This window comes from Paenibacillus sp. TSM33 (genome assembly GCF_056099025.1).
On record NZ_JBLZXB010000022.1, the window covers coordinates 198,732 to 221,726 of the forward strand.

At 46.4% G+C, this 22,995-nt stretch carries 22 protein-coding genes and 1 riboswitch; of the genes, 1 reads left to right on the plus strand and 21 read right to left on the minus strand.

Going from position 1 to position 22,995, the window contains the following annotated elements:
• Positions 1–13 precede the first annotated feature (13 nt).
• From ACN6NF_RS23120 to ACN6NF_RS23215, 20 genes are all read right to left on the minus strand, one after another.
• A complete protein-coding gene (locus tag ACN6NF_RS23120; RefSeq protein ID WP_474319780.1) occupies positions 14–1,759 on the minus strand; it encodes an ABC transporter ATP-binding protein in 1,746 nt (581 codons plus the stop codon).
• Positions 1,760–1,936: 177 nt separating this feature from the next.
• The gene (locus ACN6NF_RS23125) at positions 1,937–3,202 is read right to left on the minus strand and encodes an ABC transporter substrate-binding protein (protein ID WP_474319782.1); all 1,266 of its coding nucleotides are present in this window, start codon (positions 3,200–3,202) and stop codon (positions 1,937–1,939) included.
• A 15-nt stretch (positions 3,203–3,217) separates the two neighbouring features.
• Positions 3,218–4,054 (minus strand): carbohydrate ABC transporter permease, encoded by an 837-nt coding sequence (locus ACN6NF_RS23130; protein WP_017427138.1) that lies wholly within the window; start codon positions 4,052–4,054, stop codon positions 3,218–3,220.
• Positions 4,054–4,608, minus strand: coding sequence for a carbohydrate ABC transporter permease (locus ACN6NF_RS23135; RefSeq protein ID WP_474319812.1), 555 nt, complete (start codon positions 4,606–4,608; stop codon positions 4,054–4,056). Before ACN6NF_RS23135 ends, ACN6NF_RS23130 begins: the two co-directional genes overlap by 1 nt.
• Positions 4,590–4,934 carry a carbohydrate ABC transporter permease gene (locus ACN6NF_RS23140; protein WP_474319783.1) on the minus strand — a complete coding sequence of 115 codons (345 nt, stop codon included), beginning with the start codon at positions 4,932–4,934 and terminating at the stop codon, positions 4,590–4,592. Before ACN6NF_RS23140 ends, ACN6NF_RS23135 begins: the two co-directional genes overlap by 19 nt.
• A gap of 177 nt (positions 4,935–5,111) precedes the next feature.
• On the minus strand, positions 5,112–6,362 hold the full coding sequence (locus ACN6NF_RS23145; RefSeq protein ID WP_474319784.1) for a serine hydroxymethyltransferase: 1,251 nt from the start codon (positions 6,360–6,362) through the stop codon (positions 5,112–5,114).
• Between the two features lie 121 nt (positions 6,363–6,483).
• Complete coding sequence (locus ACN6NF_RS23150; protein WP_474319785.1) at positions 6,484–7,071, minus strand: TIGR01440 family protein; 588 nt, start codon at positions 7,069–7,071, stop codon at positions 6,484–6,486.
• A gap of 207 nt (positions 7,072–7,278) precedes the next feature.
• Positions 7,279–7,360, minus strand: a riboswitch (ZMP/ZTP riboswitch).
• A gap of 78 nt (positions 7,361–7,438) precedes the next feature.
• A complete protein-coding gene (locus tag ACN6NF_RS23155; protein ID WP_474319786.1) occupies positions 7,439–8,023 on the minus strand; it encodes a low molecular weight protein arginine phosphatase in 585 nt (194 codons plus the stop codon).
• 85 nt (positions 8,024–8,108) lie between these two features.
• The gene (locus tag ACN6NF_RS23160; RefSeq protein WP_058711476.1) at positions 8,109–8,669 is read right to left on the minus strand and encodes a manganese efflux pump MntP; all 561 of its coding nucleotides are present in this window, start codon (positions 8,667–8,669) and stop codon (positions 8,109–8,111) included.
• Positions 8,670–8,813: 144 nt separating this feature from the next.
• The gene (locus tag ACN6NF_RS23165) at positions 8,814–10,097 is read right to left on the minus strand and encodes an L-threonylcarbamoyladenylate synthase (protein WP_474319787.1); all 1,284 of its coding nucleotides are present in this window, start codon (positions 10,095–10,097) and stop codon (positions 8,814–8,816) included.
• A gap of 180 nt (positions 10,098–10,277) precedes the next feature.
• Positions 10,278–10,970 (minus strand): stage II sporulation protein R, encoded by a 693-nt coding sequence (gene spoIIR / locus ACN6NF_RS23170; RefSeq protein ID WP_474319788.1) that lies wholly within the window; start codon positions 10,968–10,970, stop codon positions 10,278–10,280.
• Between the two features lie 214 nt (positions 10,971–11,184).
• A complete protein-coding gene (locus tag ACN6NF_RS23175; protein ID WP_474319789.1) occupies positions 11,185–12,378 on the minus strand; it encodes an FtsW/RodA/SpoVE family cell cycle protein in 1,194 nt (397 codons plus the stop codon).
• Positions 12,379–12,453: 75 nt separating this feature from the next.
• Complete coding sequence (gene prmC / locus ACN6NF_RS23180) at positions 12,454–13,353, minus strand: peptide chain release factor N(5)-glutamine methyltransferase (protein ID WP_474319791.1); 900 nt, start codon at positions 13,351–13,353, stop codon at positions 12,454–12,456.
• Between the two features lie 3 nt (positions 13,354–13,356).
• A complete protein-coding gene (gene prfA, locus ACN6NF_RS23185) occupies positions 13,357–14,424 on the minus strand; it encodes a peptide chain release factor 1 (protein ID WP_013373454.1) in 1,068 nt (355 codons plus the stop codon).
• A 334-nt stretch (positions 14,425–14,758) separates the two neighbouring features.
• Positions 14,759–15,859: a redox-regulated ATPase YchF gene (gene ychF / locus ACN6NF_RS23190; protein WP_016822869.1), complete on the minus strand. Its 1,101-nt coding sequence runs from the start codon at positions 15,857–15,859 to the stop codon at positions 14,759–14,761.
• Positions 15,860–16,005: 146 nt separating this feature from the next.
• Positions 16,006–16,497: a GNAT family N-acetyltransferase gene (locus ACN6NF_RS23195; RefSeq protein ID WP_474319793.1), complete on the minus strand. Its 492-nt coding sequence runs from the start codon at positions 16,495–16,497 to the stop codon at positions 16,006–16,008.
• Positions 16,494–17,594: a type 2 isopentenyl-diphosphate Delta-isomerase gene (fni, locus tag ACN6NF_RS23200; protein ID WP_474319794.1), complete on the minus strand. Its 1,101-nt coding sequence runs from the start codon at positions 17,592–17,594 to the stop codon at positions 16,494–16,496. The genes ACN6NF_RS23195 and fni overlap by 4 nt, the downstream gene beginning before the upstream one ends.
• Before the next feature lie 306 nt (positions 17,595–17,900).
• Positions 17,901–18,392, minus strand: a complete 492-nt coding sequence (locus tag ACN6NF_RS23205; RefSeq protein ID WP_474319796.1) for a DMT family transporter — start codon at positions 18,390–18,392, stop codon at positions 17,901–17,903.
• A 57-nt stretch (positions 18,393–18,449) separates the two neighbouring features.
• Positions 18,450–19,154, minus strand: a complete 705-nt coding sequence (locus tag ACN6NF_RS23210) for a Crp/Fnr family transcriptional regulator (protein WP_474319797.1) — start codon at positions 19,152–19,154, stop codon at positions 18,450–18,452.
• A 59-nt stretch (positions 19,155–19,213) separates the two neighbouring features.
• On the minus strand, positions 19,214–19,639 hold the full coding sequence (locus ACN6NF_RS23215) for a DMT family transporter (RefSeq protein ID WP_167437859.1): 426 nt from the start codon (positions 19,637–19,639) through the stop codon (positions 19,214–19,216).
• A 231-nt stretch (positions 19,640–19,870) separates the two neighbouring features.
• Here ACN6NF_RS23215 and ACN6NF_RS23220 point away from each other — a divergent pair, with 231 nt between their 5' ends.
• Positions 19,871–21,367, plus strand: a complete 1,497-nt coding sequence (locus tag ACN6NF_RS23220) for a phospholipase D family protein (protein ID WP_474319799.1) — start codon at positions 19,871–19,873, stop codon at positions 21,365–21,367.
• A 42-nt stretch (positions 21,368–21,409) separates the two neighbouring features.
• Here the strand turns inward: ACN6NF_RS23220 and cls are convergent, their stop codons facing one another.
• The gene (gene cls / locus ACN6NF_RS23225) at positions 21,410–22,921 is read right to left on the minus strand and encodes a cardiolipin synthase (protein ID WP_474319801.1); all 1,512 of its coding nucleotides are present in this window, start codon (positions 22,919–22,921) and stop codon (positions 21,410–21,412) included.
• Between the last annotated feature and the right edge of the window lie 74 nt (positions 22,922–22,995).

Consider the following 22,995-nt stretch of genomic DNA (forward strand, 5'->3'; position numbering starts at 1 on the left):
TTCCTCCTTATTATTAAATTGACATTTCAGAACTAAACAGATCTATATAATTTTTATTACTAGTTAAACTAGTATGGATGCCACTCTCAATAACCTTTCCTTTATCGAGAATGATAATTTTATTACAATCAATAACATTTGATAGATGATGCGCTATAATGACTATTGTATGGTTATGAGAAAGTAAGTTAAGTGTCTTATTAATAAAGTACTGTGACTCATTGTCTACAGAAGAAGTAGGTTCATCTAACAAAATAATCCTAGTATTTCTTAATATTGCCCTTGCAATTGCAAGCCTTTGTTTTTCGCCACCCGATAAATTGGAACCGCTTTCGCCAATTGTGGTTTCATACCCATTCGGCAAATTAATAATAGCATCATGTATGTATGCCTTTTTACACGCTTCATAAAGGTCATCAACGGCGGCATCAGGATTAGCGACCAGCAAATTTTCTTTTATTGATCCACCAAAAAAATAAGGTACCTGTTGAACAAGCGTAATATACTTTCTAAGACTAAGCTCATCAATTTCTTGTAAGTTATAATTATCAATATATATATGACCACTTAAAGGTGAATAAAATCTAAGTAATATATTGAAAATTGTTGATTTTCCAGCACCACTTCTTCCTACAATTGCTGTTTTGGAGAAAGGTGATATTTCAAAGCTTACATTATCAAGAATTACACGTTCCGTCTCATAGGATACAGACACATTTGTGAAACTTATTCCTCCAATTAAATTATCCGTTACCTCCACCTTTTTTAATTCTAAGTTGTATTCTTTTCTATCCATAACAGCGAATATTCTTTCAAGTGATACCATTAATCTTTGAAAATCCGCATTGAATTCTGTAACTTGCATTAATGAATTAATTAATTGAAATGAATATGTGTTTAAAGCGATAAAAATTTCTATAGATAATGTTTTAGTTTCAACAACAAGATATGCACCTATCAAAATTATAAAAATTTGGATTGTGAAGCTAACAATCTGAGCGAGGTTTTGAGAAATAGCCTGTAAATGTACAATTTTGATTTTTTTTAATTTAAGTTTTTCTATAGCAGTACCGAAGTTAACTAAATTCTGATCTTGTATATTAAGATTTCTAATTTCCTTAATACCAATAAAAGACTGCTGTACTATGAAATATATATAATCATTAATACTAGAAGCTTCAGTACTTCTAGCTTTAATATGCTTAGAAAATAACCTTATAATCAAATATAAAATTGGAATTAGCACAACAATTAAGAGCGCTAATTTCCACTCAATGAAAAAAAGAGTTACACCTATAGCCAAAGACGTTAGTAAATTCACGATAAAGTGTACCGACTTACCCACAATGACGTCGGCAACTATCTCAGTATCATTATGCAACTTAGAAATAAATTCAGACACGCCTATTTTTTCAAAATCATAAATTGATAAGTTCATTATTTTCTTATATAACGTCTGTTTTAAGTTTAATATAATAGATTCATTTAAAAACGAAAAAAAATGAGCTCTTCCGATATTCACCAAGGTCTGAATTAAAAAGAATATTATAAAATATAATGTGAATTTGTATAGTTCATTTAGGTTTTGATTGTATAAGGAAGTAAGAATCTTTGCCCATAACAAAGGCTGAGCAAGACTTAATATAACTGAAGCTATGATCACACCTAAGTTTACTAAAAATTGTACTTTATAAGGACGGATTAACATCCACATACGCCCTAGTAATTTTAGGGTTATTGGATTTTTAATATGATCCATAAACTAGCCCCTCGCCTTGTGACTTTCAAATCTCTTAACATATAATAATACAATTCATTCCATATTAATGTGATCATTCTCTCAAATGAATATTTTTTTGAATAAAAGCAATTTATATACAATAATATGCAAATGAAAAAGCTTATCCGATAAATGAATCGGAAAGCTTTTCCATTTTTATCTATACTTCAGATTGTCCCATGCTCCCTGAAATTGCTGAAGCATTTCGTCCTTCGTAATAACGCCTGCGATATAGGCTTGCATACTACTGCTTAAATCCTGATTTAGCCCCTTCGGGAAGCGCTGGAAGTTCCAGCTCCATATCTTGCCTTCCTTCACGTGCCGAGATATTTCCGCACCCAAATCACCTGTGGTCTCGTCACTGGACGTGATACTTTTGAAGGCAGGAACGAACTTAAACTCCTTGGTGATATAATGCTTGCCTGTTTCTGATGTGACCAGCCAGTTGAGAAATTCCTTTGCCTCCTGCTTCACAGGCGAGTTTTTGTTGACAACCCAGTTCGAAGCCACTCCCACAGCCAGTTTGTCTCCAGTGGAAGAATTATTGTCTATAGGTGTAGGAAGAATACCCAAATTCAAGTTAGGATTAATTCCATCTATTTGCGGCTGCGTCCAGTTCCCCTGGTGCATCATAGCGGCCTTGCCTGTTGAAAACAGTGTCACTTGTGTATTGTAGTCCGTTGTGAGCGGATTGAGGTTTCCATATTTTAAAGTCAGGTCAAGCAACTTCACCCACTGATCGAACACGGGGTTACCAGGAATGCGAGCAGTTCCTTGGTTTAAATCCGCAACGTAACTCTCCGGGTTCGGCTGTCTGGCAAAGGGGATATTGATAAAATGGTTTCCCAGAACCCACCATTCTGCATAGCCGTTTGCAAAAGGGATAATCCCTGCTGCTTTCAGTCGCTTGGCTGCTTCCTCCAATTCATCTAACGTCTGAGGCAAATTGGTTATACCCGCTTTTTTGAACAAATCCTTATTATAAACAAAACCAAATCCCTCCAGGTTCATAGGCTGTCCATAAATCTTACCGTTAACCGTCATCGGCTTACGGGCGAAATCGTCCAGGTCCTTCACCCATGGCTGATCCGACAAATCCTCCAGGTACTCAAACCACGTATCACGGTCCTGGTAACCCTCATTCGTGAAAATGTCCGGCTGATCGCCTGAGGCGAATTTAGCCTTCAACGAAGCACCGTAGTCCGTACCCCCACCGACAGATTGAATATCCAGCTTGATACCAGGGTGCGTTCTTTCATACTCAGCCTTCAGTTTGTTCAACGGTTCCGAAATCTCCACTTTAAATTGATAAATGTGTATCATTTTGGTCCCACTCTGTTGAGCCTTTGTTTCACTACAACCTGCAAGCATACACGTAAGCAGCAACATCAGGGAGATGACAAGCAGCACTGTCTTTTTCATCCGATAACCCTCCCATCAGCCTTTAACCGCTCCGGCCGCAATGCCAGAAACGATGTATTTTTGCATCACCAGAAAAAACACAACGATTGGCGTGATTCCGAGCACCAGTGCGGGCAACGCCAAGTCCCATTGCTTGGTATATTGACCAAACAGCATATAGGTCGCAATCGGAATCGTACGCAGCTCAGGATCATTCAAAATGAGCGAAGGCAGTAGATAATCATTCCAGATCCATAACGTATTCAAAATAAGTACAGTCACGAACATAGGGAGCAACAGTGGACAAACGATGCGAAAGAACACCCCGTAACGAGAGGAACCATCTACTCTCGCCGCTTGCTCAACCTCAATAGGCACCGTTTTAATAAAGCCATGAAACAGAAACACCGATAAGGGCGCTCCAAAACCCAGATAGCACAAAATCAGTCCTGGTATGCTGTTGTTCAGACTCAATACGTTGGACACTTCCATAAGCGGCAGCATAATCGATTGAAAAGGTACGACCATCGCAGCCACAAGCAGCCCGAACAGGAACCGATTAAACAGAGTATCATGCCGAACCATTTGGTAGGCGGCCATCGAGCTGATCAGCAGCAAAAGCGCATTGCTGACGATGGTGACGATCAGTGAATTCCCCAGTGCTGTGGGAAAGTTTATTTTATTCCAGGCGTTAGCATAGTTTTCAAAACGGAAGGTTGTCGGCCACGAAGCGGAATGAGCCAAAATGTCTCCAAAAGATTTAACGGAGTTCACGAGCAAAAAATAGAACGGAACTAGAAAGATCAACCCAATCACAATTAGCAATATTTCAGCTACCCATGTGCTCAAACGATAGTTTGATGTTTTTTCCATTACATTTCGACCTCCTTTTTCTTCGTGAGACGCACCTGAATGCTGGTAATGATCGCAACGACCACGAAGAAAATCATAGCCTTAGCAGTTCCCAATCCAAGTCGATTATTTGTAAACGCTTCATTATATATGTCCAACGCTACAGACTCTGTCACCTTGAATGGTCCACCCTTTGTCAAAGCCAAATTCAGCTCAAATACTTTAAAGGACCAGGATATCGCCAGGAACAAGCAGACGGTCACTGCTGGCATAATAAGCGGCACCACGATATGACGCAAAACCTGTCTTCGGCTCGCACCATCAATTTGGGCTGATTCAATAAGAGCATGCGGGACATTATTTAGAGAGGATATGTAAATAACCATGAGATAACCTGCGTATTGCCATACAAACACAATGACAGTTCCCCAAAATGCAGTAGGCCCATCACCCAACCACGGCAGTTTGAAAAAGGAAAGCCCTGTCGCTTCTCCCACCGCTGAAAAACCACGTACAAATATAAATTGCCAGATAAAGCCGAGCAGCAAGCCGCCGATCATATTAGGCAAAAAAATACAGTTCGCAGTGCATTGCGAGTACGCAACGGCTTTGTAAGCGCATAGGCTAGGAAAAAGCCCACCAGGTTAGTTAGAATGACACCACATACGGTAAAACGTACCGTAAACCAAAATGCATTACGGAAATCGGGATCATCTTTAAAAATATGAACGTAATTCCCTAGCCCGAGCCATTTGACATGTTCAGATACGCCATCCCAGTTCGTCATGGAATAATACAGCCCCAGCAGGAACGGAATGACCATAATTAAGACGAAAAAAAACGCCATCGGTCCTACAAATATGAGCTGCTGCAATAATTGCGCGGATTTTCTTTGACTCAATGCAATCACTCCTTTGTCGTAGATCATGAAGGAAAACGCGCATAAATCCTTACTTTAATCGCTTATTACCCAAAAATGTAAGTTTCGAGTCGTCTGGAAGCAAAAAAGGCTGTTCTCCCTTCGCTAACGAAAGGAAAACAGCCTTATCATATAAAGATTAAAAGGAATGGCGACGAATTAGTATTGTGTTCCTGGATAGATCGGGAACTTGTCTGTCAACTCGCCAACCGCTTGGCTTGCTTTGGACAATACAGTATCATCTTTTGGATTTTTAAGAGTATCAGCAATAATTTTACCGATTTTAACCATAGCCTCTTCATCCATTCCACGAGAAGTTGCAGCAGGTGTACCAATACGGATGCCGCTGGTAACGAACGGACTCGTTGGGTCAAAAGGAATGGCATTTTTGTTGACCGTGATACCCACGGAATCCAATACATGCTCCGCTTCTTTACCTGTAATATTCAAATTGCGAGTATCCAACAGCATCAGGTGATTATCCGTACCACCGGATACAATGTTGATTCCCTCTGCCAGCAGTGTTTCAGCCAGCACCTGTGCGTTGCGAACTACGTTTTGCGCATAGGTTTTGAATGATGGCTGGAGCGCTTCACCCAGAGCAACTGCTTTGGACGCGATCACGTGCATCAGTGGTCCTCCTTGAGTACCAGGGAAGATAGCTTTATCAATCGCTTGCGCCCACGCTTTGCGAGTCAGAATTAGACCCCCACGCGGACCACGCAGCGTTTTGTGTGTCGTTGTTGTCACAAATTGGGCATGAGGAACTGGACTAGGGTGAATCCCTGCTGCCACGAGACCTGCGATATGTGCCATATCCACCATGAATAAAGCACCTACATCATTAGCAATGGAAGCAAAGGCTTCAAAATCGATAGTACGCGGATATGCACTTGCACCCGCTACGATCAGACGAGGGCGGTGCTTGAAGGCTGCTTTGCGCACTTCATCGTAGTCGATGCGGAAGTTGTCTTCACGTACACCGTAAGCAGCAAAGTTATACAACAAACCGGAGGCATTAACCGGGCTTCCGTGTGTTAAGTGGCCGCCATGCGCCAGATTCATACCCAGTACAGTATCTCCAGGTTGAAGAGCTGCCAGATATACCGCCATGTTAGCCTGTGCTCCAGAGTGAGGCTGCACGTTCGCATGCTCAGCGCCAAAGAGTTCTTTCGCACGATCACGTGCAATATCTTCAACGATATCTACATGCTCACAGCCACCATAGTAGCGTTTGTTCGGATAACCTTCAGCATATTTATTGGTAAGCACGGAGCCCATGGCTTCCATTACTGCTTCACTGACGATATTCTCAGATGCGATCAGCTCGATATTGTGGCGTTGCCGTTTCAGTTCAAGCCCCATTGCTTCCATCACTGTCGGGTCACTTTTACGCAGATGTTCCATCATGATTGATTACTCCCTCTCCATGGTCAAATTGTTGGGTATACAAGCAAATGCCTGCTCCTCTGTTAGGTGCCTCATCATCAATGCAAAAAAGATTAGTACAAACATGCCGACATGCCAAATGCTAATCGCAGTTTCCGCCGGTTTCTTGTTCCAGACTGTACACTGCCCGTTGTCCGCCAATAAGTGGAGGACGAGTGAACGCAGCCGTCACACGTGCTTCACCAATCCAGCGAAGGCTTGGGCGAAACGGAACGGCAATCGGGCGCAAATGCATGCCAATCAGCGTTTCGCCGATGTCTATCGCGGCATGAGCCTGCACGTTCGCTGCCAGACACGCATCGTCCATAGAACGATAGGCAACGGTAGCCATAGAACCCCCTGCTGTACGAACAGGGACAGCCGCAACCTCCATCAGGCCCAAACGCTCCAGTAGAGAACGTTCAACGACCAGTGCTCGGTTCAAGTGCTCACAGCATTGAAACGCCACATCAAAGCCATACTCTCTGCGAACGGATTCCACTCCAGACAACACTTGCTGAGCCACATCGAGCGCTCCTGCTGTGCCGATTCGACTTCCAGCCACTTCACTCGTGCTCGCGCCAATAATAAGCAGGCGACCAGCTTTGAGACTGGCTGCTTCTGCAATTTCCCGCACGACAGAAGCGGTCTGTGCTTCGAGTGAAATCTCATGATCCAATTGTTCTACCATTGGAACCTCCTTTGGTTGAACAGCCTCTCAGAGACTAGGCATGGTCCCATGCCCCAAGTTCAACACACTCTCTCCTGATCACAATCTGACTATATTATAGCCGATGTTTCAGATTTCGAGCAGAAAAAATGGAAGAACAAGAAGGCAACAGAAGATCTGCTGTAGCTCGTATACGAAAAAAGAGCAGTCCACACCTATGTGGAATTGCTCTTTTGCCCAGGCGACCGGCCGTATATCCGATGCTCCATCGTGGTTGATCCCACTTTTGTCGCCAGTTACATCGGATTCTCATTTTTCCACCTTATCTTAACGGATTAACCGTCGAAAATCAACAGATTCCGTACAAAATAGAGGAATGATACCAACTTTATTCGGAAGATCCCTTTAGCTTGTCCAACAACTTATGCAAAGCTACACGGATTTCCGCAGCTGTGACATCGTAGTCCTCCCGCGAACCGCCAAACGGATCTGAGATATCGAAGCCCGGAATCCGTTGATGTAATTCAATCATTCGTTCACGTTCCTGCGCCGATAGCTCTTGTCCGAGTGAAGCCATCAACTGCTGTGATGCATACAAGCCATCTAACTCCTGTACGTCATTCAGCACTGCGTCCCGGTCCTCCACATATTCCTTCAGCGTAAATACTTTGCCTGCCGTTTGTGGAAACCGTTGAATGACATGCTGTTTATGTCCTTGCGTCAAGGTTAAGATCAGATGTGCCCACTCGGCAAGTCCATTGCTTAAAGAGGTTGAAGTGATCTGATCGGATATATCGTGATCACGTAAAACCGCCTCTGCATGTCGGGATATCGGTGTGCCGTCCATCGCAGCTACTCCCGCAGAACGCACGTCCAGTTCCAGTCCATGCTCAGCAGCCAACTTACGCAGCATCCCCTCAGCCATTGGACTACGGCAAGTGTTCCCTGTGCATACAAATAAGATATTCTTCAATGTCTTCACCCCCCGTATGTCGAAAAAATATATAAACAGAGGATTACTCAAATCCTGTATTTATTTTACACTGTCCACGTTAAAATCAAAACATAAACATAAAGCCGAATGCCAGCAAAATGGCTCCGCCCACCGCTTCTCCATAATCCCCCAGATTGCGGCTGACCTTGCGCCCCAGTAACAGGCCTAGCATCGCCATCGCTCCCCCACAAAAACCAAAGGCCAGAACAGTCAGCACCAAATCACTCTGGAACATCCCCAGGGACACTCCCACAGAAAATGAGTCAATGCTCACCCCAAGTGCAAATAGCAAAAGACCCAAAGGCGACCGATGATCCAATACGTGTACACCGTCTCCCTTGAAGGAATTGTACACCATATGCCCGCCCAGAAGGATGAGTAATCCCCCTGCGAAATAGGTCGTCACATGGCCTAATAAAGAACTCATATAATGGCCTGTGAACATTCCCAGCAACGGCATCAGGATGTGAAAAAAACCGATCACAATGCTGATGCGCAGCACGTCTCGCAAGCGTATCCCCTTCATACCGATCCCTACGCCCAGCGACAGCGCATCCATCCCTAGCGCTACCGCCATGATCAGAATCGTTACAACCTGCCCAGCATCGGCAGAGGCTGCCAGCATACTCCATCCCTCCATTATCCGTCTGTTCTTGTACACGTTATGCGGACAAGGGGCAAATCAGTACAAGCAGGTACTGAAAACACCCAAAACAGAAACGAGGAGAGAGGAGAAATTAAAATTAAGAGACTCCATTCTTTACAGAAGCTACAGACGGATGATTCGATGACCTGCCGCTTTAAGCAATCGATTCATGACAGCGTCTCCCAATCCTTTCGGCGGACAGGCTTCCGCCAAAATGTAGGTGACGCCGTCCTCATCGCAGCGACGCAGCACGCCGTACAGGCGCTGCGCCGCCTCATGGAGCGCGTCCAGCTTGCCTAGCGTGTAGACGCGTTCTCCGGCGTAGCCGGCAGTATGGTCGTCGAATGCGAGCACCGCCGTGCGCTCCCCGCGCGCGGCAGCCTCCGCCAACGCAGCGCGAATCCAGCCCGTCACTTCTTCGGACGTCGGGCCTTGTACCACGCTCAAGCGGCCTCGTGGCGCATAGTGCGTATACTTCATGCCTGGCGAGCGCGGCGCCAGGCTATCGGCGCCCTGTCCGGGTGTGGTAGCCAGCGCCGGGTCCAGTACGACGGCGCGAGCCACCGCAGCGAGCTGTTCAGCCGTCACGCCGCCGGGGCGCAGAATGGTGACGGTTCCGTCGTCACCGACTTGCACTACCGTGGATTCCAGCCCCACCCCCGTGGGGCCTCCGTCCAAAATGCCACCGATGCGGCCCTCCAGATCCTCCAGCACATGCTGTGCTAGGGTCGGACTGGGTCTTCCTGAGCGGTTGGCGCTTGGTGCAGCCAGCGGACAACCGGCTTCCGCGATCAATCGCAGCGCTACCGGATGATCGGGCATGCGCACACCGACCGTATCCAATCCTGCTGTCACACGCGATGACAGTGCCTGCGGCACTACCGGCAATACGAGAGTCAGCGGTCCTGGCCAAAATGCATTCATCAGCGCTCGGGCTGTATCGTTTATTTCCACTACCATACCGTTTAATTGAGTAGCATCGGAAATATGTACAATGAGCGGGTTATCGGAAGGACGTCCTTTAGCAGCGAATACCGCCTCCACCGCTTTAGTGCTGCGCGCATCGGCCCCCAGTCCGTACACGGTTTCCGTAGGGAAGGCTACCGTCTCTCCAGCCTGGAGAAGCACGGCGGCCTCGCGTATGCCCTTTTCCGCAGCGATTTGAGCCTGTCCAGCCGAAACTTCGTCAGAACCATCCCCGTCAGTGTTGTTCACAGAACCAACGGAATCCGCTTTTTCCACCTCAAAAGAACAGGTAGCAGGTATAGTCCTGTTCTCTTCAGGAACCAGACATCTTACATCCCACCAGTGTGTATGAGAAGACTGTGGCGCCTGCTCCTGCCCTGCTCTCTCTTTTTTCACAAAACCTGCGTGCAAGTCATGCATTTGATTCACTTTATCGCTCATATCAGATCATCCCATATCTTATTGTCATACAGGCCAGTTCATTGCCCTGATCCCCCAAAAACCTACTTTAACTAATCAGTTCAAATTGGTTCTGCCATCTGTATATCTATCACAAGTTCCATTATAACATATGGGCAAACTTACACTCGTCGTTCTCTTTCCATAGCACTGGGGAAACATTTAAACAAACAAGCCACTCATCCAGCCCCACAGACTCGCAAGGGCATCCCACAGGAAAAAACGCACTTCCGGCTCCTTGTCAGCAGCATTCGTTCGACTGTCTCCATGACTCGTTTTTGCCGATACAGTTTGTGCTGCTGCTTCACCACTGCCTGCATCAATAAAACACAACGGCGGGAACAGCACACACCACCAATTTTGTCCTTTCCCTTGTCCCAGTGTAACCCGAAGCGCCTCATAATTCCCTGCCGGGTAGACAAGACCACCGTACATTTTCGTCGGAAAAGGTACACTGGCCAGCTCCACCTGATGATCATACGCTATACCGCGCCGAGCCAGCTCCGCACCTACCAAGCGATCAATTTCAGGTAAATGTGCGTCAATCAACACTCTTGCTTGACTTAGGCTTTGTGGATCGTCCAGTTCACCCACCCACGCATTCATCTGCTGCACGATGGCATCCCGTATTTCGCGCTTAACCAACTGATCTTCTGGACGATCCGAATTAGCCAAAATGCGCAGTCGAATGGAATCATGCGGAATCACTTTCAGCCCTGTGGTGGTTAATCCAGACACTAAAGTTCCTCTTGCTCCTGTGGTCATAGCAGCATCCGTTTTTTGACCTTCCCAAGACATCATTAATATCGAAACACAAAAGAGTATCATTGCAGCTTGCTTTATCCAACTTTTCATCTTCGTCCCCCCATACCCAAACTCTATCATGTCTATCAGTCTGTCCGGTTTGGGGGAGTCTAAACCTATGAATCTCGTAAAAAATTCAGGCTATTGCAAGCTTGATCGTCGCCTAGGAATATAAAAAAGCCCAGATTTCACAATCTGGACTCTTTCGTTGCACCGTTTCAACTCGCACAAATAAATATCAATATTTAGCCACAATCCACCTGTACTAGGCTTTTTTCGCCTTCGTCAAGCTTACTCTGGAAGGCTGCGGCAGGTCATCCTCTAGCTCCTGACCATGCACCTTAATGCTCATAACTAAGCCAATACTAGCCATGTTAATAAGCAACGAGGTACCACCATAGCTTATGAACGGGAGCGTAATCCCCGTAAGTGGCATAATGCCCAGAAACGCACCAATGTTCTCAAAAATCTGATACAGCAACATGGACACAATCCCGACAATAATATATGGTCCAGCTCGATCCCGGCATTCCAGCGAAATCAGGATCATTCGATGAATCAAAATAAAATATAGCAATAGCAGAATGGATGAGCCTACAAACCCAAACTCCTCTGCTACAACTACAAAAATAGAATCCGCATAGGTATAGGGAACACGTCCGGACTGTACCGAAGTTCCTTGCAAGAAGCCCTTGCCCATCATTCCGCCAGAAGCTATGGCCAGTTTGGCATTTTTCGTATGATAAGATGCCTTCGCGGTCGCTTCCTCCGGTACCAGCCAAGGGTCCAAACGCTCTACCCAGTGACTACGGCCAATACCTTTCATAAAGGAATCAATCTGATCGTGAAACGAGATATACGCTTTGATACCTCCACCAACGGCGACTGCAAATACGATAAATCCGATTAGTGCATGAGATGCCTTCACATTACCAATCCATAGCATACCAATGACGATGACAATGTAACCGAGCGCATTACCCAAGTCATTTTGTGCCATGACCATGGCAAACGGGACAAAGCTCACCAGAGCAACTGGAAGGACATCCTGAATAAAATACAGCTTGCTCTTGCGCTTTTTAATCAGCATATACGTCAAGAAAATGATAAGAACCAGCTTGAATACCTCAGCAGGCTGAAGATTCAAACCACCTATTTTCAAAAAGCCTTGAGAGTTATTAACCGTCCCGCCAAAAAAGCCGAGAATCAGCAGGAATATCCCGCCTCCATATACATACAAGGCTTTTTTAATGAATATCCGAAAATCAACTATCGCTAAACCCAAGATCGCTACAAAGCCCAATATATAATACCCGATCATCTTCTGGTAATCGTTGCCGTGCTCTGCCAAGTTCGTAGGACCCCTACCAGCACTGTATACCGTTATGATACTAATCGTCATGAGCAAAACCAGAATAAAAATAACCGGACCATCAATTTTTTTCAATTTCTGAAGCATGATTTCCCCCTGAGCCGTTTCTCGGTCATACTCCTCTTATTCTAAAGGAAAGACTCGCAAAAAGAAAATGCAGCATTACTCCGAGACGCCTAGGACATGTCGCTCGATCCCCGCAAGGTCAGGAATGATTAGAATGTTCTTCCAATGACCTACCTGTTCCAGCAGGTCAGCCACGTCTCTGGCCTGTCCCATCCCCAGCTCAAACCCGATTAGCCGGGGTGGGGCCTGAAGGAGCCCCAGCTGCTCCAGCATTGCCCGATACGGGCCAAGCCCGTCAGGACCGCCATCCAGCGCCATTCGCGGCTCATGATCGCGCACCTCCGGCTGCAAGCCAGCGATGTCAGCAGCCGGGATATATGGCGGGTTGGACACGAGGATGTCTAGCGCCGTTCCCGCAAACGGCGCCAGCAGATCGCCCTCGCGGAATTCTATGACTGCGCCGTTCGCAGCGGCGTTCTGGGACGCCATTTCGAGCGCAGCAGCAGAAATATCCCCCGCCGCTACGTGCCAGCGCGGCCGCTCAGCCGCCAGCGTCACGGCAATCGCGCCGCTGCCCGTACCGATGTCGAGCGCGTGCGGAGCACCGCTCGGCCACAGCCGGTCGCCGTGCTGGAGTATCGCCTCGACGAGCAGTTCCGTCTCGGGGCGCGGAATCAGCACCGACGGTGAAACCGCGAACGGGCGGCCATAAAATTCCTGCCGTCCGATAATATACTGCGCCGGTTCACCCGCAGCTTTGCGGGTGATGATCCGTTCCCATGTCTCCTTGACGGAGCAAGGGAACGGATCGCCCAGAGCAGCGTAAAACCTCGTACCTTCCAGCCCAAGCACATGTTCCAACAGCAAGCGGGCATTATGCTGCGGCTCCAACACGCCGCAACTTCCTAAAAAAGAAGAAGCCTCAACTAAGGCTTCTCTGACACTCATGTTCCGTTCCGGCGGCATCCGATACACACAATCGCGTTCGTTCCCCAAAACTTAAACCTCTTGTTCCATCAAATCAGCCTGCTCTGCAATCGTGAGTGCTGATACGATTTCTTCGATCTCTCCGTTCATCACCTGGTCCAGCTTGTGCATGGTCAAACCAATGCGATGATCCGTTACACGGCTTTGCGGGAAGTTGTAAGTACGTATACGCTCACTGCGATCCCCGGTACCTACTTTGCTCTTACGCTCGCCTGCATATTTGGCTTCCTCTTCCTGACGCATCATATCCGAAATACGGGCACGCAAAACTTGCAGCGCCTTCTCCTTGTTGGAGTTCTGGGATTTGCCGTCCTGGCAGGTTGCCACAATACCCGTTGGCATATGCGTTACACGCACCGCCGACTTCGTTGTATTAACGGACTGACCGCCCGCACCGCTGGAGCAGAAAGTATCCACGCGGATATCCTTATCTAAAATTTCGATATCCACTTCCTCTGCCTCAGGCATCACGGACACCGTGGAGGTAGACGTATGAATACGTCCGCCAGATTCTGTTGTCGGAATCCGCTGTACACGGTGTGCGCCACTTTCGAATTTCATTTTGCTGTATGCACCACGTCCGTTAATCATGAAAATAACCTCTTTAAAGCCTCCGAGGTCATTCATGTTCGCGTCCATGAGCTCTACACGCCAACCTTGGGTATCGGCATAACGAGTGTACATCCGGTACAAGTCAGCAGCAAACAGTGCAGCCTCGTCACCACCCGCAGCACCACGAATTTCGATAATAACGTTCTTATCATCGTTCGGGTCCTTCGGCAGCAGCAAAATACGAATTTTCTCGTCCAGCTCCCGCTTACGGGCACTCAGCTCTTCAATCTCCATTTTGACCATTTCACGCATCTCGTCGTCCAGCTTTTCAGCCTGCATGGCTTTAGCAGCGTCCAGCTCCTCAACGACAGTTTTATATTCGGTATATGCTTCATAAGCAGGCTGTAAATCAGACTGTTCTTTGGAATAATCTCTAAGTTTTTTGCTATCGTTCGCCACATCCGGATCGCAGAGCAGTTCGCTCAGTTTATCGTAGCGGTCCGCCAATGATTGCAATCGGTCCAACAAGCGATTCACCTCTTCAGTTAAATTAATATGAAACCAGCTTTAAATTCACTGGCTACAGCTCTTTATTATAACAACTATTCGATTAATTAGCTACATAAAATACTTGCTAATTTAGGATTTTGCAAAAATCCGCAAATCAATTGAAGTCGAATAAACAAAAACCTGCTAATGATTTGGTAACAAACTCTCAATCAGGAAAAAGAAATGCGAATCAAATAAAAAGCCGCCGCCCGGGACAGGCAGCGACTACGTGAGTTAGTACATGCGGATAACACATATACAATTACCTAATTATTTGTATATAAACTCTGTTTGCTATACGGAGAGATGACTACTAAACATTAAAACGGAAATGCATAACGTCCCCGTCCTGCACCACATATTCCTTACCTTCCAAACGAAGCTGACCACGTTCTTTGGCCCCGTTCATAGATCCAGCAGCGACCAAGTCATCGTAGGATACAACCTCAGCGCGAATAAATCCGCGTTCAAAATCCGAGTGGATTACGCCCGCAGCGCCAGGTGCTTTTGTTCCTTTGTGAATGGTCCATGCGCGTACTTCCTGCACACCTGCCGTGAAATACGTATACAGTCCCAACAAGCGGTAAGCTGCTTTGATCAGACGGTTCAGACCAGATTCAGCCAGCCCCAACTCCTCAAGGAACATTGCCTTGTCTTCGCCTTCCAGCTCAGCAATTTCAGCCTCTACTTTGGCGCTAATCGGTACCACTTCAGCATTTTCCGCTACTGCAAATTCACGTACCTTCTGCACATATGGATTGCTGTCAGCTTCCGTTACACCATCTTCACTGACATTAGCCGCATACAATACAGGCTTCATCGTAAGCAAATGAAGGTCGCGTATAATCAGCTTTTCGTCTTCTGACAATTCTACGCTACGTGCTGGTTTGTCAGCATACAGCGATTCCTTGATCCGTTCCAGTACTTCAACCTCTTGGGCATACTGCTTGTTGCCGCCCTTCATGTTTTTGCGGGAACGGTCAATGCGCTTGTCTACACTTTCGATATCCGCCAGAATCAATTCCAGATTAATCGTCTGAATGTCGCTTATCGGATCAATTTTGCCGTCCACATGGGTAATATTTTCATCTTCAAAGCAGCGTACCACATGAACAATGGCATCTACTTCACGAATATGAGCCAAAAACTTGTTACCCAAACCCTCGCCTTTGCTGGCACCTCGTACAAGTCCAGCAATATCAACAAATTCAAAAGCCGTTGGCACCGTTTTGTTCGGTACTACCAGTTCAGTCAGCTTATCCAGCCGCTCGTCCGGCACTTCAACGACCCCTACATTGGGGTCAATCGTACAAAATGGATAGTTTGCGGATTCCGCCCCCGCCTGCGTTATTGCGTTAAACAGTGTTGATTTGCCCACGTTCGGCAGACCCACGATCCCCGCTTTTAAAGCCATAATCAGAACAACTCCCGTTTATATAAAATATGCGCTATACCCTCTGTTAGTTTACCAACCCACATTATATAGGAGAACCTATACATGCGGCAAGCATACGGCTGTGAATTTAGGATTTTGCCGTATCCCTATTTTGATAGCTTTATTTAGATTTCCTTGCTCATCTGGATATCCGTAATCCGATAACCGGCCTTACGATATACATGTAAAGCCCGCTCATTATGCCCAAATACATGCAAACCGATGCGAGCCGCACCCAGCCTCCGAGCTTCTTGTTCCAACGCCTGCATCGTCAACGTACCCAGTCCTCGCCCCTGATATGAATCGTAAATGAGAATATCCAGCAAAAAAGCTTCTTTACCTTGCGTACCTTCTGTAATGTTGAACCAAATATATCCCACTTCCTCGGGGCCTTGAGCCACACTATCTGAATACTCAAGCATGTACAGGTGAGCATGGGGGGTATCCAGTCTTTGTGGCAAAAATGTTGCAAAGCTTTCCTTTGCCCGTTCTGGTGCCTCTTCCACCGTCCAGGCGCCTGCCTGGATTTTCTCTTCCGCGTAATCCGCGAGCGATCGTTGCTCAAAGCGATCATACTGCTCTGTGTTCATCGGAACCAACTTAATGAATCCACTCATCCGTTCGCCTTCTTTCTTAGTCTGGTCGTGTCTTTAAGACCTTCGATCCCAGCTACTCCGATGCCAAACATGACTGTACGCAATTCCAGCTCTACTTGCTCCAGTCGTGCTTCCAACGCCTCGCTGGAGGTGACTGCCGAGCCAAGCAAAGAGCGACCGAATCCTGCCATGTCAGCACCCAAAGCAAGCGCCTTCGCAGCATCGACACCGTTTTTCAGTCCACCGCTACCGATCAGAGCGCCATTAGGCTGGGCTGCTCTAACCTCCACGATACATTCAGCGGTCGAATTACCCCAATCGGCGAACGCCTCTGCCGCTGCACGGCGCACAGGGTCAGGATTACGAAATTTCTCCACCTGGCTCCAGCTTGTTCCGCCTGCACCAGCGACATCAATAAAAGCGGCGCCTGCATCATATAATCTCGATGCCGTCTCACCATCTATGCCCCAGCCAACTTCCTTCACTCCTACAGGCACCGAAAGACGACGACACAACTCCTCGATGCGCTCAAGCAGCCCGCTAAAATCCAAATTCCCCTCAGGTTGGAATATCTCCTGCAATCCGTTCAAATGCAGCACCAACATATCCGCTCCGGCAATTTCTACTGCACGCTGGCAATCGTCCACACCAAATCCGTAGTTCAGCTGCACTGCACCCAGATTGGCAAGGATCGGGATGCTGGGTGCCAGACGGCGAACCGCAAAAGTTGAAGCCAATTCTTCTTTTTCCACCGCAGCTCGTGCGGAGCCGACACCGAGCGCCCAGCCGCGTCTCTCTGCTGTCTCTGCCAATCGTTCATTAATCGCTCCTGTCTCGGTGCTCCCGCCTGTCATTGAACTGATGAGCAGCGGTGTCCGTACAGTACGTCCCATAAAATTGGTATCCAGACGCACCTCGTCAAAGTGTAGCTCCGGCAAAGCGCAATGCTTAAAGCTATATCGCTCCAGCCCACTGGTGATACCATGTCCGGCCACATCTTCTTGCAGACAAAGGCGGACATGCTCAATCTTCCGTTCGCCTGTCCATGCGGCAGGTAACAAAGAACCGGATCTGTCTGAGCCGTCAGATAATCCCTTTTTATTTTCTGTATTACTCATCTATGTTCCACCTCATCCAAAGTCACTCTGTTTATTCCATCAGGTTCGTGAAGCACAAATAAGACCGTCCCCGAACACGGTAACCGATCTATTTATCGTCTCATATATCAAATATCTAAGCTCTTAAAGCACTATTTTAAGATATTTTCATTGTATCATGGATGGAAAAATATATACATGACTGTGAACATTTTTTCTTGTCTATGGGATGAAAAGCAGCACCTGCTTAAGATGCAGCTTTTCTACAAAATGCCCCTGCGAAAGCGGACCCCAATCCCAGCAGGATAAAGGTCATGACAGCCTCCTTTAGCTCTTCATCGAATCAGGTATAGTTGTAATATTTTCTTGTGGTTCCTTCGTACGCCGATGTCCAAATTTGAAAACGAGAATACCACCGATAATGACCAGCACACCAATCAACTTATTGAAGGTAAACGGAATCTTTTCTAGTCCAAGCCATCCTAATGAATCCCACAACAAGGCGGTACCTAATTGTGCCGTCAATACAATAGAGATCGCATAGGTTGGGCCCAGTCGCTTCATTCCTTGTACCAGACAGAACACAACGCCGACACCAATCATGCCACTAAACCAGTACCACAACTGCATATGCTGTAAAGCAAATGTATTTTTCCCTTCAAAGATAAGACTCCCGAGCAAGGAAGCCAGGAACCCTGTTCCCAGTACCAAAGTCGTTGTGGCCCATGAACCTGTCCGCTCATTCACCTTATTATTGAATATCGTTTGCAGACTGACCAAAGCACCTGCGATAACTGCCAAAATAAGCCCTAATAACATATTTAACTCTCCCTTAATAGTCCCTTTATTGTGTTGGCCTTATTCAAAGCACTATGATTACAACGATTCATAAATATTATGGCCCGCCAGTTCACTCAAACCTTTTCTGTCTTTAATGACAATATAGCCTTTTGCCCGTTCAACCAATCCCTCTTCAATCATTTTGCGAATGACACGGTTGAGGTGCCTGTAGCTGGTTCCGATCAAATTCGCCACATCCACTAGACTGGATGCCCGTAGTTCCTCATGAAAAGCAGAATGGGATTCGTCAAAAGAAACAGATAGCAAGTAGCTCGCCAGCCTGACTTCCACCGGATACATTAGGTTGAAGCTGGAGAAATCAGAGTCCAGGCAGAACTTTCGCGTGACAATATCCAATAGAAATTGCAGCAAAGGAGCATAGTCTCTACCGTACTTATTCATCCACTGATGATGGACACCAATCACATAGATCGGCGACACTGCCTCTACTGTATTGATGACGTGACTATTACGGATATATTCAACATCTCCTATGACCTCGATCGGTGTTTTGAAGCAAAGGATCAGAGTCTTCCCTTCTGTAGAGCTGGTAAAAATTTTGACCTTGCCTTGCACCAGAATATACAGATGTTCAATGGCGTCCCCCTGCGAACAAAGCTTTTCTCCTTGCTCCAAACGATGCAGCGACAAATAGGGATGTAGTGGCTCGTAGAGTATGGATTCTAACTGATGCAGATGCAAAAAATACTTTAGCTGCTCTTGGTCCTGAATTTCTCTCATTCCTCAGCTCACCTTCAATTTCTACGTTCTAAGCTTTTTCCGTAAATAAAGTTTTATTTTTAGAGCTTTAGAATAATGACACCCGCGATCATCATACCAATACCTATAAATTGTGGCAGCTTCATCTTCTGCTTCACGATGCCGAACCATCCCTTGATGTCTACCAGGAAAGTTAAACATAACTGAGCAATCAACAGTGCCGAGATTGTGAACGTAACCCCAATATGTTGAATGGCTGTGACTTCACTAAATATAATGATAGCCGCAAAAGCACCACCCCAAAGATACATTGGCTTTACCTGTTTCATTTCAGACACACGGCCATCCTTTGTAAACATCCAAACTAATGCTGCCAAAATAAAACCTATTAGCTGAGTAACGGTAGCCGCCTGCCATGTCCCGATATCCTGACTAATCCGTGTATTCGCTACCCCCTGCAACGTAATACAAGCGCCTCCCAGAAAAGCAAACAAGATTCCTCTCATCAATCGTTATTCTCCCCATATCAATGACTTTTGTATCTATTTAAGTATAGGTCAGCCTGCCCATAAAGGACATATGTCCTCAATTATTAACGTTCTCTATTTCATTCCGTTCAGCATTCCGCTTCAATCCTGTGGACTTGCGGTAATAATTAGACAGTATCTATTTCATAATCTGCATGTTCGGACACGATAAAATGGAATGCAGCATTCAATGGAGGAGCTGATCGTCGTATGACTAAACATAATCCGCTGCATTCTGTGCCGGAATCCCAAAGAAAATCCATGCATAAGGGTCGTGCTCTTAAAATCGCCTTTTTGGTCCTTATCCTCTGGCTGATTGCCGTCATGCTGTATCAGACCCATAAACCATTGCCTCCGTTAGTCTCTTATGAAAGTCAGGAGTATTCAACGAACGAGGTAAACTTTTGGACGGATTTGACCTACCCTACTGGGGATGGAAGCACTGTACAACATGAAGGGCAAATTTTGAATCGTATGCTCGGGATCATTGATGAAGCCCAACAATTTATCGTCATTGACCTGTTTCTGTTCAACGATTATAAACATAAAGGGCAGCTCTTCCCCGAAGTCAGCGCGCAAATGACCCAGCATCTTATCGCCAAAAAGAAAGCCCATCCTGAGATGCCTATCTTTTTCATTACAGATGAAGTCAATACCAATTATAATTCTGCTCCCAATCCTTTATTGGAGAATATGAAACGAGCAGGAATTCAGGTCGTGCAGACCGATGTAGATCCATTGCGGGACTCCACGCCCATCTATTCAGCGGTGTGGCGTACCTTTTTCCAGTGGTTCGGACAGCAGGGCACAGGCTGGATTCCCAATCTGATGGCCAGTGACGGACCTGACGTTACGGCTCGCTCCTATTTAAAGCTGTTAAACGTCAAAGCCAATCACCGAAAATTGGTTGCCAACGAGCAAACTGCTCTCATTTCTACAGGCAATGTTCACGATGCAAGTACCTATCATTCCAATGTTGCCCTAGAGGTGAAGGGGCCGATCATCGGTGATATTTTACAAACAGAGCAGGCGGTATTGGACTTCTCGGGTGGAGAGCAACTTCCTGCCTACACACCTCAAGCAGAGCCCCTAGTCCCTTCAGGTAAGGACAGCTACCGGATCAAGTATCTCACTGAAGGCAAAGTGTATACCTCCGTTCTGAATGGCATTAAGCAGACGAAGCAAGGTGACAGCATTCATATGGGCATGTTTTATTTGGCTGACCGCAAAGTATTGAATAGCCTGCTGGATGCCTCGGCGCGCGGTGTACACATCCAATTGCTGCTGGACCCCAACGAAAACGCGTTCGGGCAGGAAAAAATAGGCATCCCTAATCGTCCGGTTGCCCAAGAGTTGTCCGATAAATCAAATGGGAGCATTCAAATTCGCTGGTATCATACTACCCATGAGCAATTTCATACGAAGCTGATTTATATTGCCAAGGCACAAGGAGAGCATTTGATCTGGGGTGGCTCTACCAATTTGACCCCCCGTAATTTGGATGATTTAAATCTGGAGAATGAACTGTGGGTGGCCGCTCCGGCGGACAGCAAGCTGACCCGACAGGTGGCGGCCTATTTTGATAAGCTGTGGAATAATCGGGGAGCTGAATACAGCCTGGAGCTGGCGGCTTACGAGGATCATTCAACATTTTGGAAAGATATTGTATACCGTCTCCAGGATATTTTGGGCTTTACTACATTTTGACTCTAAGACCTGCTGCCTTATCCACAGCTCATCGTTTGTGCATTACAGCAGTGGTGAAAGCAGCCGAGCGAGCGATTCCATCAAACGTTTGAACAGACGTTTCTTCATGAATTCCTCGCGTACGATCAAGCTGGCATTGTGCAAATCTCGCTCATAGTCGTTCACCATCTGTTGCACACTGTGTGTTTGAATCAACAGAGCGTTCACTTCAAAATTCAAATGGAAGCTGCGCATATCCATATTGGCTGTCCCAATAGTCGCAACTTCTCCGTCAATAATGAGAAGCTTGGAGTGAAGGAACCCTTTTTCATATTCATATACCTTGACTCCCACCTCCAGCAACGATTGGAAGTACGAATGGGATGCGAGAAAAGGCAGCCATTTATCCGGTTTCGCGGGGAACAGAATACGCACATCCAACCCGGATAGAGCAGCCATCCGCAAAGCAGTCAGGATATCTTCATCCGGGATAAAATAAGGAGTGGCAATCCAGACGGATTTTCGAGCGGATGTAATCATGGAGAAAAACAGATTTTTAAGCACTCTCCGCTCGTTATCTGGGCCGCTGGCAATAATCTGTACGCCGCCGTCCGTGATCGGTTCAATATCGGGAGACAGATATTCGCTATCCAGCACCGATTCGCCCGTCATATGAAGCCAATCCTGTAAAAATATAAGTTGCAGCGTCCGCACAGCTTCGCCCTTCACAATCATATGCGTGTCACGCCAAAAGCCGTAGGCTTTATTGCGGCTGAGATACTCATCTCCCACATTTAGGCCACCGATTAATCCAATATTACCGTCGATAACTACAATTTTACGGTGATTACGGTAGTTTACCCGACTGGAGAAGAACAAAATCCGAGCGCCGCCGTATGCAACAACCTCGATCCCTGCATCTTTCATTTCCTTCAAAAATGCCTTCGATAATTGTATACTACCGACCGCATCATACATAAACCGAACCTTAATACCCGCTTTAGCCTTCTCGATCAAAATTTTCTGAATGCTGGTACCAATATCATCCGAGCGGAAAATGTAATATTCCATATGGATATGATGCTGCGCCTTGCGCAGTTCTTCCAGCAGCGTGGAGAAGGTTTCATCTCCATTATTCAGAATCTGGGTTTCTGTCGCAAAATAAATCGGGGAGCGTGCCAGTCTGCGCGCCAGACGCATTAACTGCTGCTGCTCATCTGTAAAGCAGGTCAAATCTCGTTTGACCCGCAAAGCATCCTTTTCAATACGCTCGTAAGCCTGTTGGTCACGCAATGCCTTTTTGTCATACTTACGGCGCTTGAATACATTTTGCCCAAATAAAAAATAAAGAGGAAGTCCAACGACTGGCAGCAACGCCAGCAGCAAAATCCATGACATGGTGGTCGAAGGATTACGATTCTCCGTAAATATAATCAGGCTTATGGAAATAACCGTCAGCGTAGAGAAAATACTGATGACAGTTCCTTCATTTTTACCGATGTAATTAAACAAGCCAAAATAATAAATAATAAACACCATAGCCGCGATCAATACGGCCAGTAAGCTTCGCCTCATAACTAACCTCACTTCCAATGGACTGCATTCAAACAGATATTCCTCATTATATTGTACATGAGCCCCTTATTTCT

Coding starts and splice junctions, on each gene's coding strand:
- ACN6NF_RS23175 (WP_474319789.1), bottom strand. CDS start 12,378: ATGCTTCAGAAATTGAAAAAAATTGATGGTCCGGTTATTTTTATTCTG.
- ACN6NF_RS23205 (WP_474319796.1), bottom strand. CDS start 18,392: ATGTTATTAGGGCTTATTTTGGCAGTTATCGCAGGTGCTTTGGTCAGT.
- ychF (WP_016822869.1), bottom strand. CDS start 15,859: ATGGCTTTAAAAGCGGGGATCGTGGGTCTGCCGAACGTGGGCAAATCA.
- ACN6NF_RS23165 (WP_474319787.1), bottom strand. CDS start 10,097: ATGAGCGATAAAGTGAATCAAATGCATGACTTGCACGCAGGTTTTGTG.
- ACN6NF_RS23150 (WP_474319785.1), bottom strand. CDS start 7,071: ATGGTAGAACAATTGGATCATGAGATTTCACTCGAAGCACAGACCGCT.
- fni (WP_474319794.1), bottom strand. CDS start 17,594: ATGAGTAATACAGAAAATAAAAAGGGATTATCTGACGGCTCAGACAGA.
- ACN6NF_RS23220 (WP_474319799.1), top strand. CDS start 19,871: ATGACTAAACATAATCCGCTGCATTCTGTGCCGGAATCCCAAAGAAAA.
- ACN6NF_RS23145 (WP_474319784.1), bottom strand. CDS start 6,362: ATGATGGAACATCTGCGTAAAAGTGACCCGACAGTGATGGAAGCAATG.
- ACN6NF_RS23215 (WP_167437859.1), bottom strand. CDS start 19,639: ATGAGAGGAATCTTGTTTGCTTTTCTGGGAGGCGCTTGTATTACGTTG.
- ACN6NF_RS23125 (WP_474319782.1), bottom strand. CDS start 3,202: ATGAAAAAGACAGTGCTGCTTGTCATCTCCCTGATGTTGCTGCTTACG.
- ACN6NF_RS23130 (WP_017427138.1), bottom strand. CDS start 4,054: ATGGAAAAAACATCAAACTATCGTTTGAGCACATGGGTAGCTGAAATA.
- spoIIR (WP_474319788.1), bottom strand. CDS start 10,970: ATGAAAAGTTGGATAAAGCAAGCTGCAATGATACTCTTTTGTGTTTCG.
- ACN6NF_RS23210 (WP_474319797.1), bottom strand. CDS start 19,154: ATGAGAGAAATTCAGGACCAAGAGCAGCTAAAGTATTTTTTGCATCTG.
- cls (WP_474319801.1), bottom strand. CDS start 22,921: ATGAGGCGAAGCTTACTGGCCGTATTGATCGCGGCTATGGTGTTTATT.
- ACN6NF_RS23195 (WP_474319793.1), bottom strand. CDS start 16,497: ATGAGTGGATTCATTAAGTTGGTTCCGATGAACACAGAGCAGTATGAT.
- ACN6NF_RS23160 (WP_058711476.1), bottom strand. CDS start 8,669: ATGCTGGCAGCCTCTGCCGATGCTGGGCAGGTTGTAACGATTCTGATC.
- ACN6NF_RS23120 (WP_474319780.1), bottom strand. CDS start 1,759: ATGGATCATATTAAAAATCCAATAACCCTAAAATTACTAGGGCGTATG.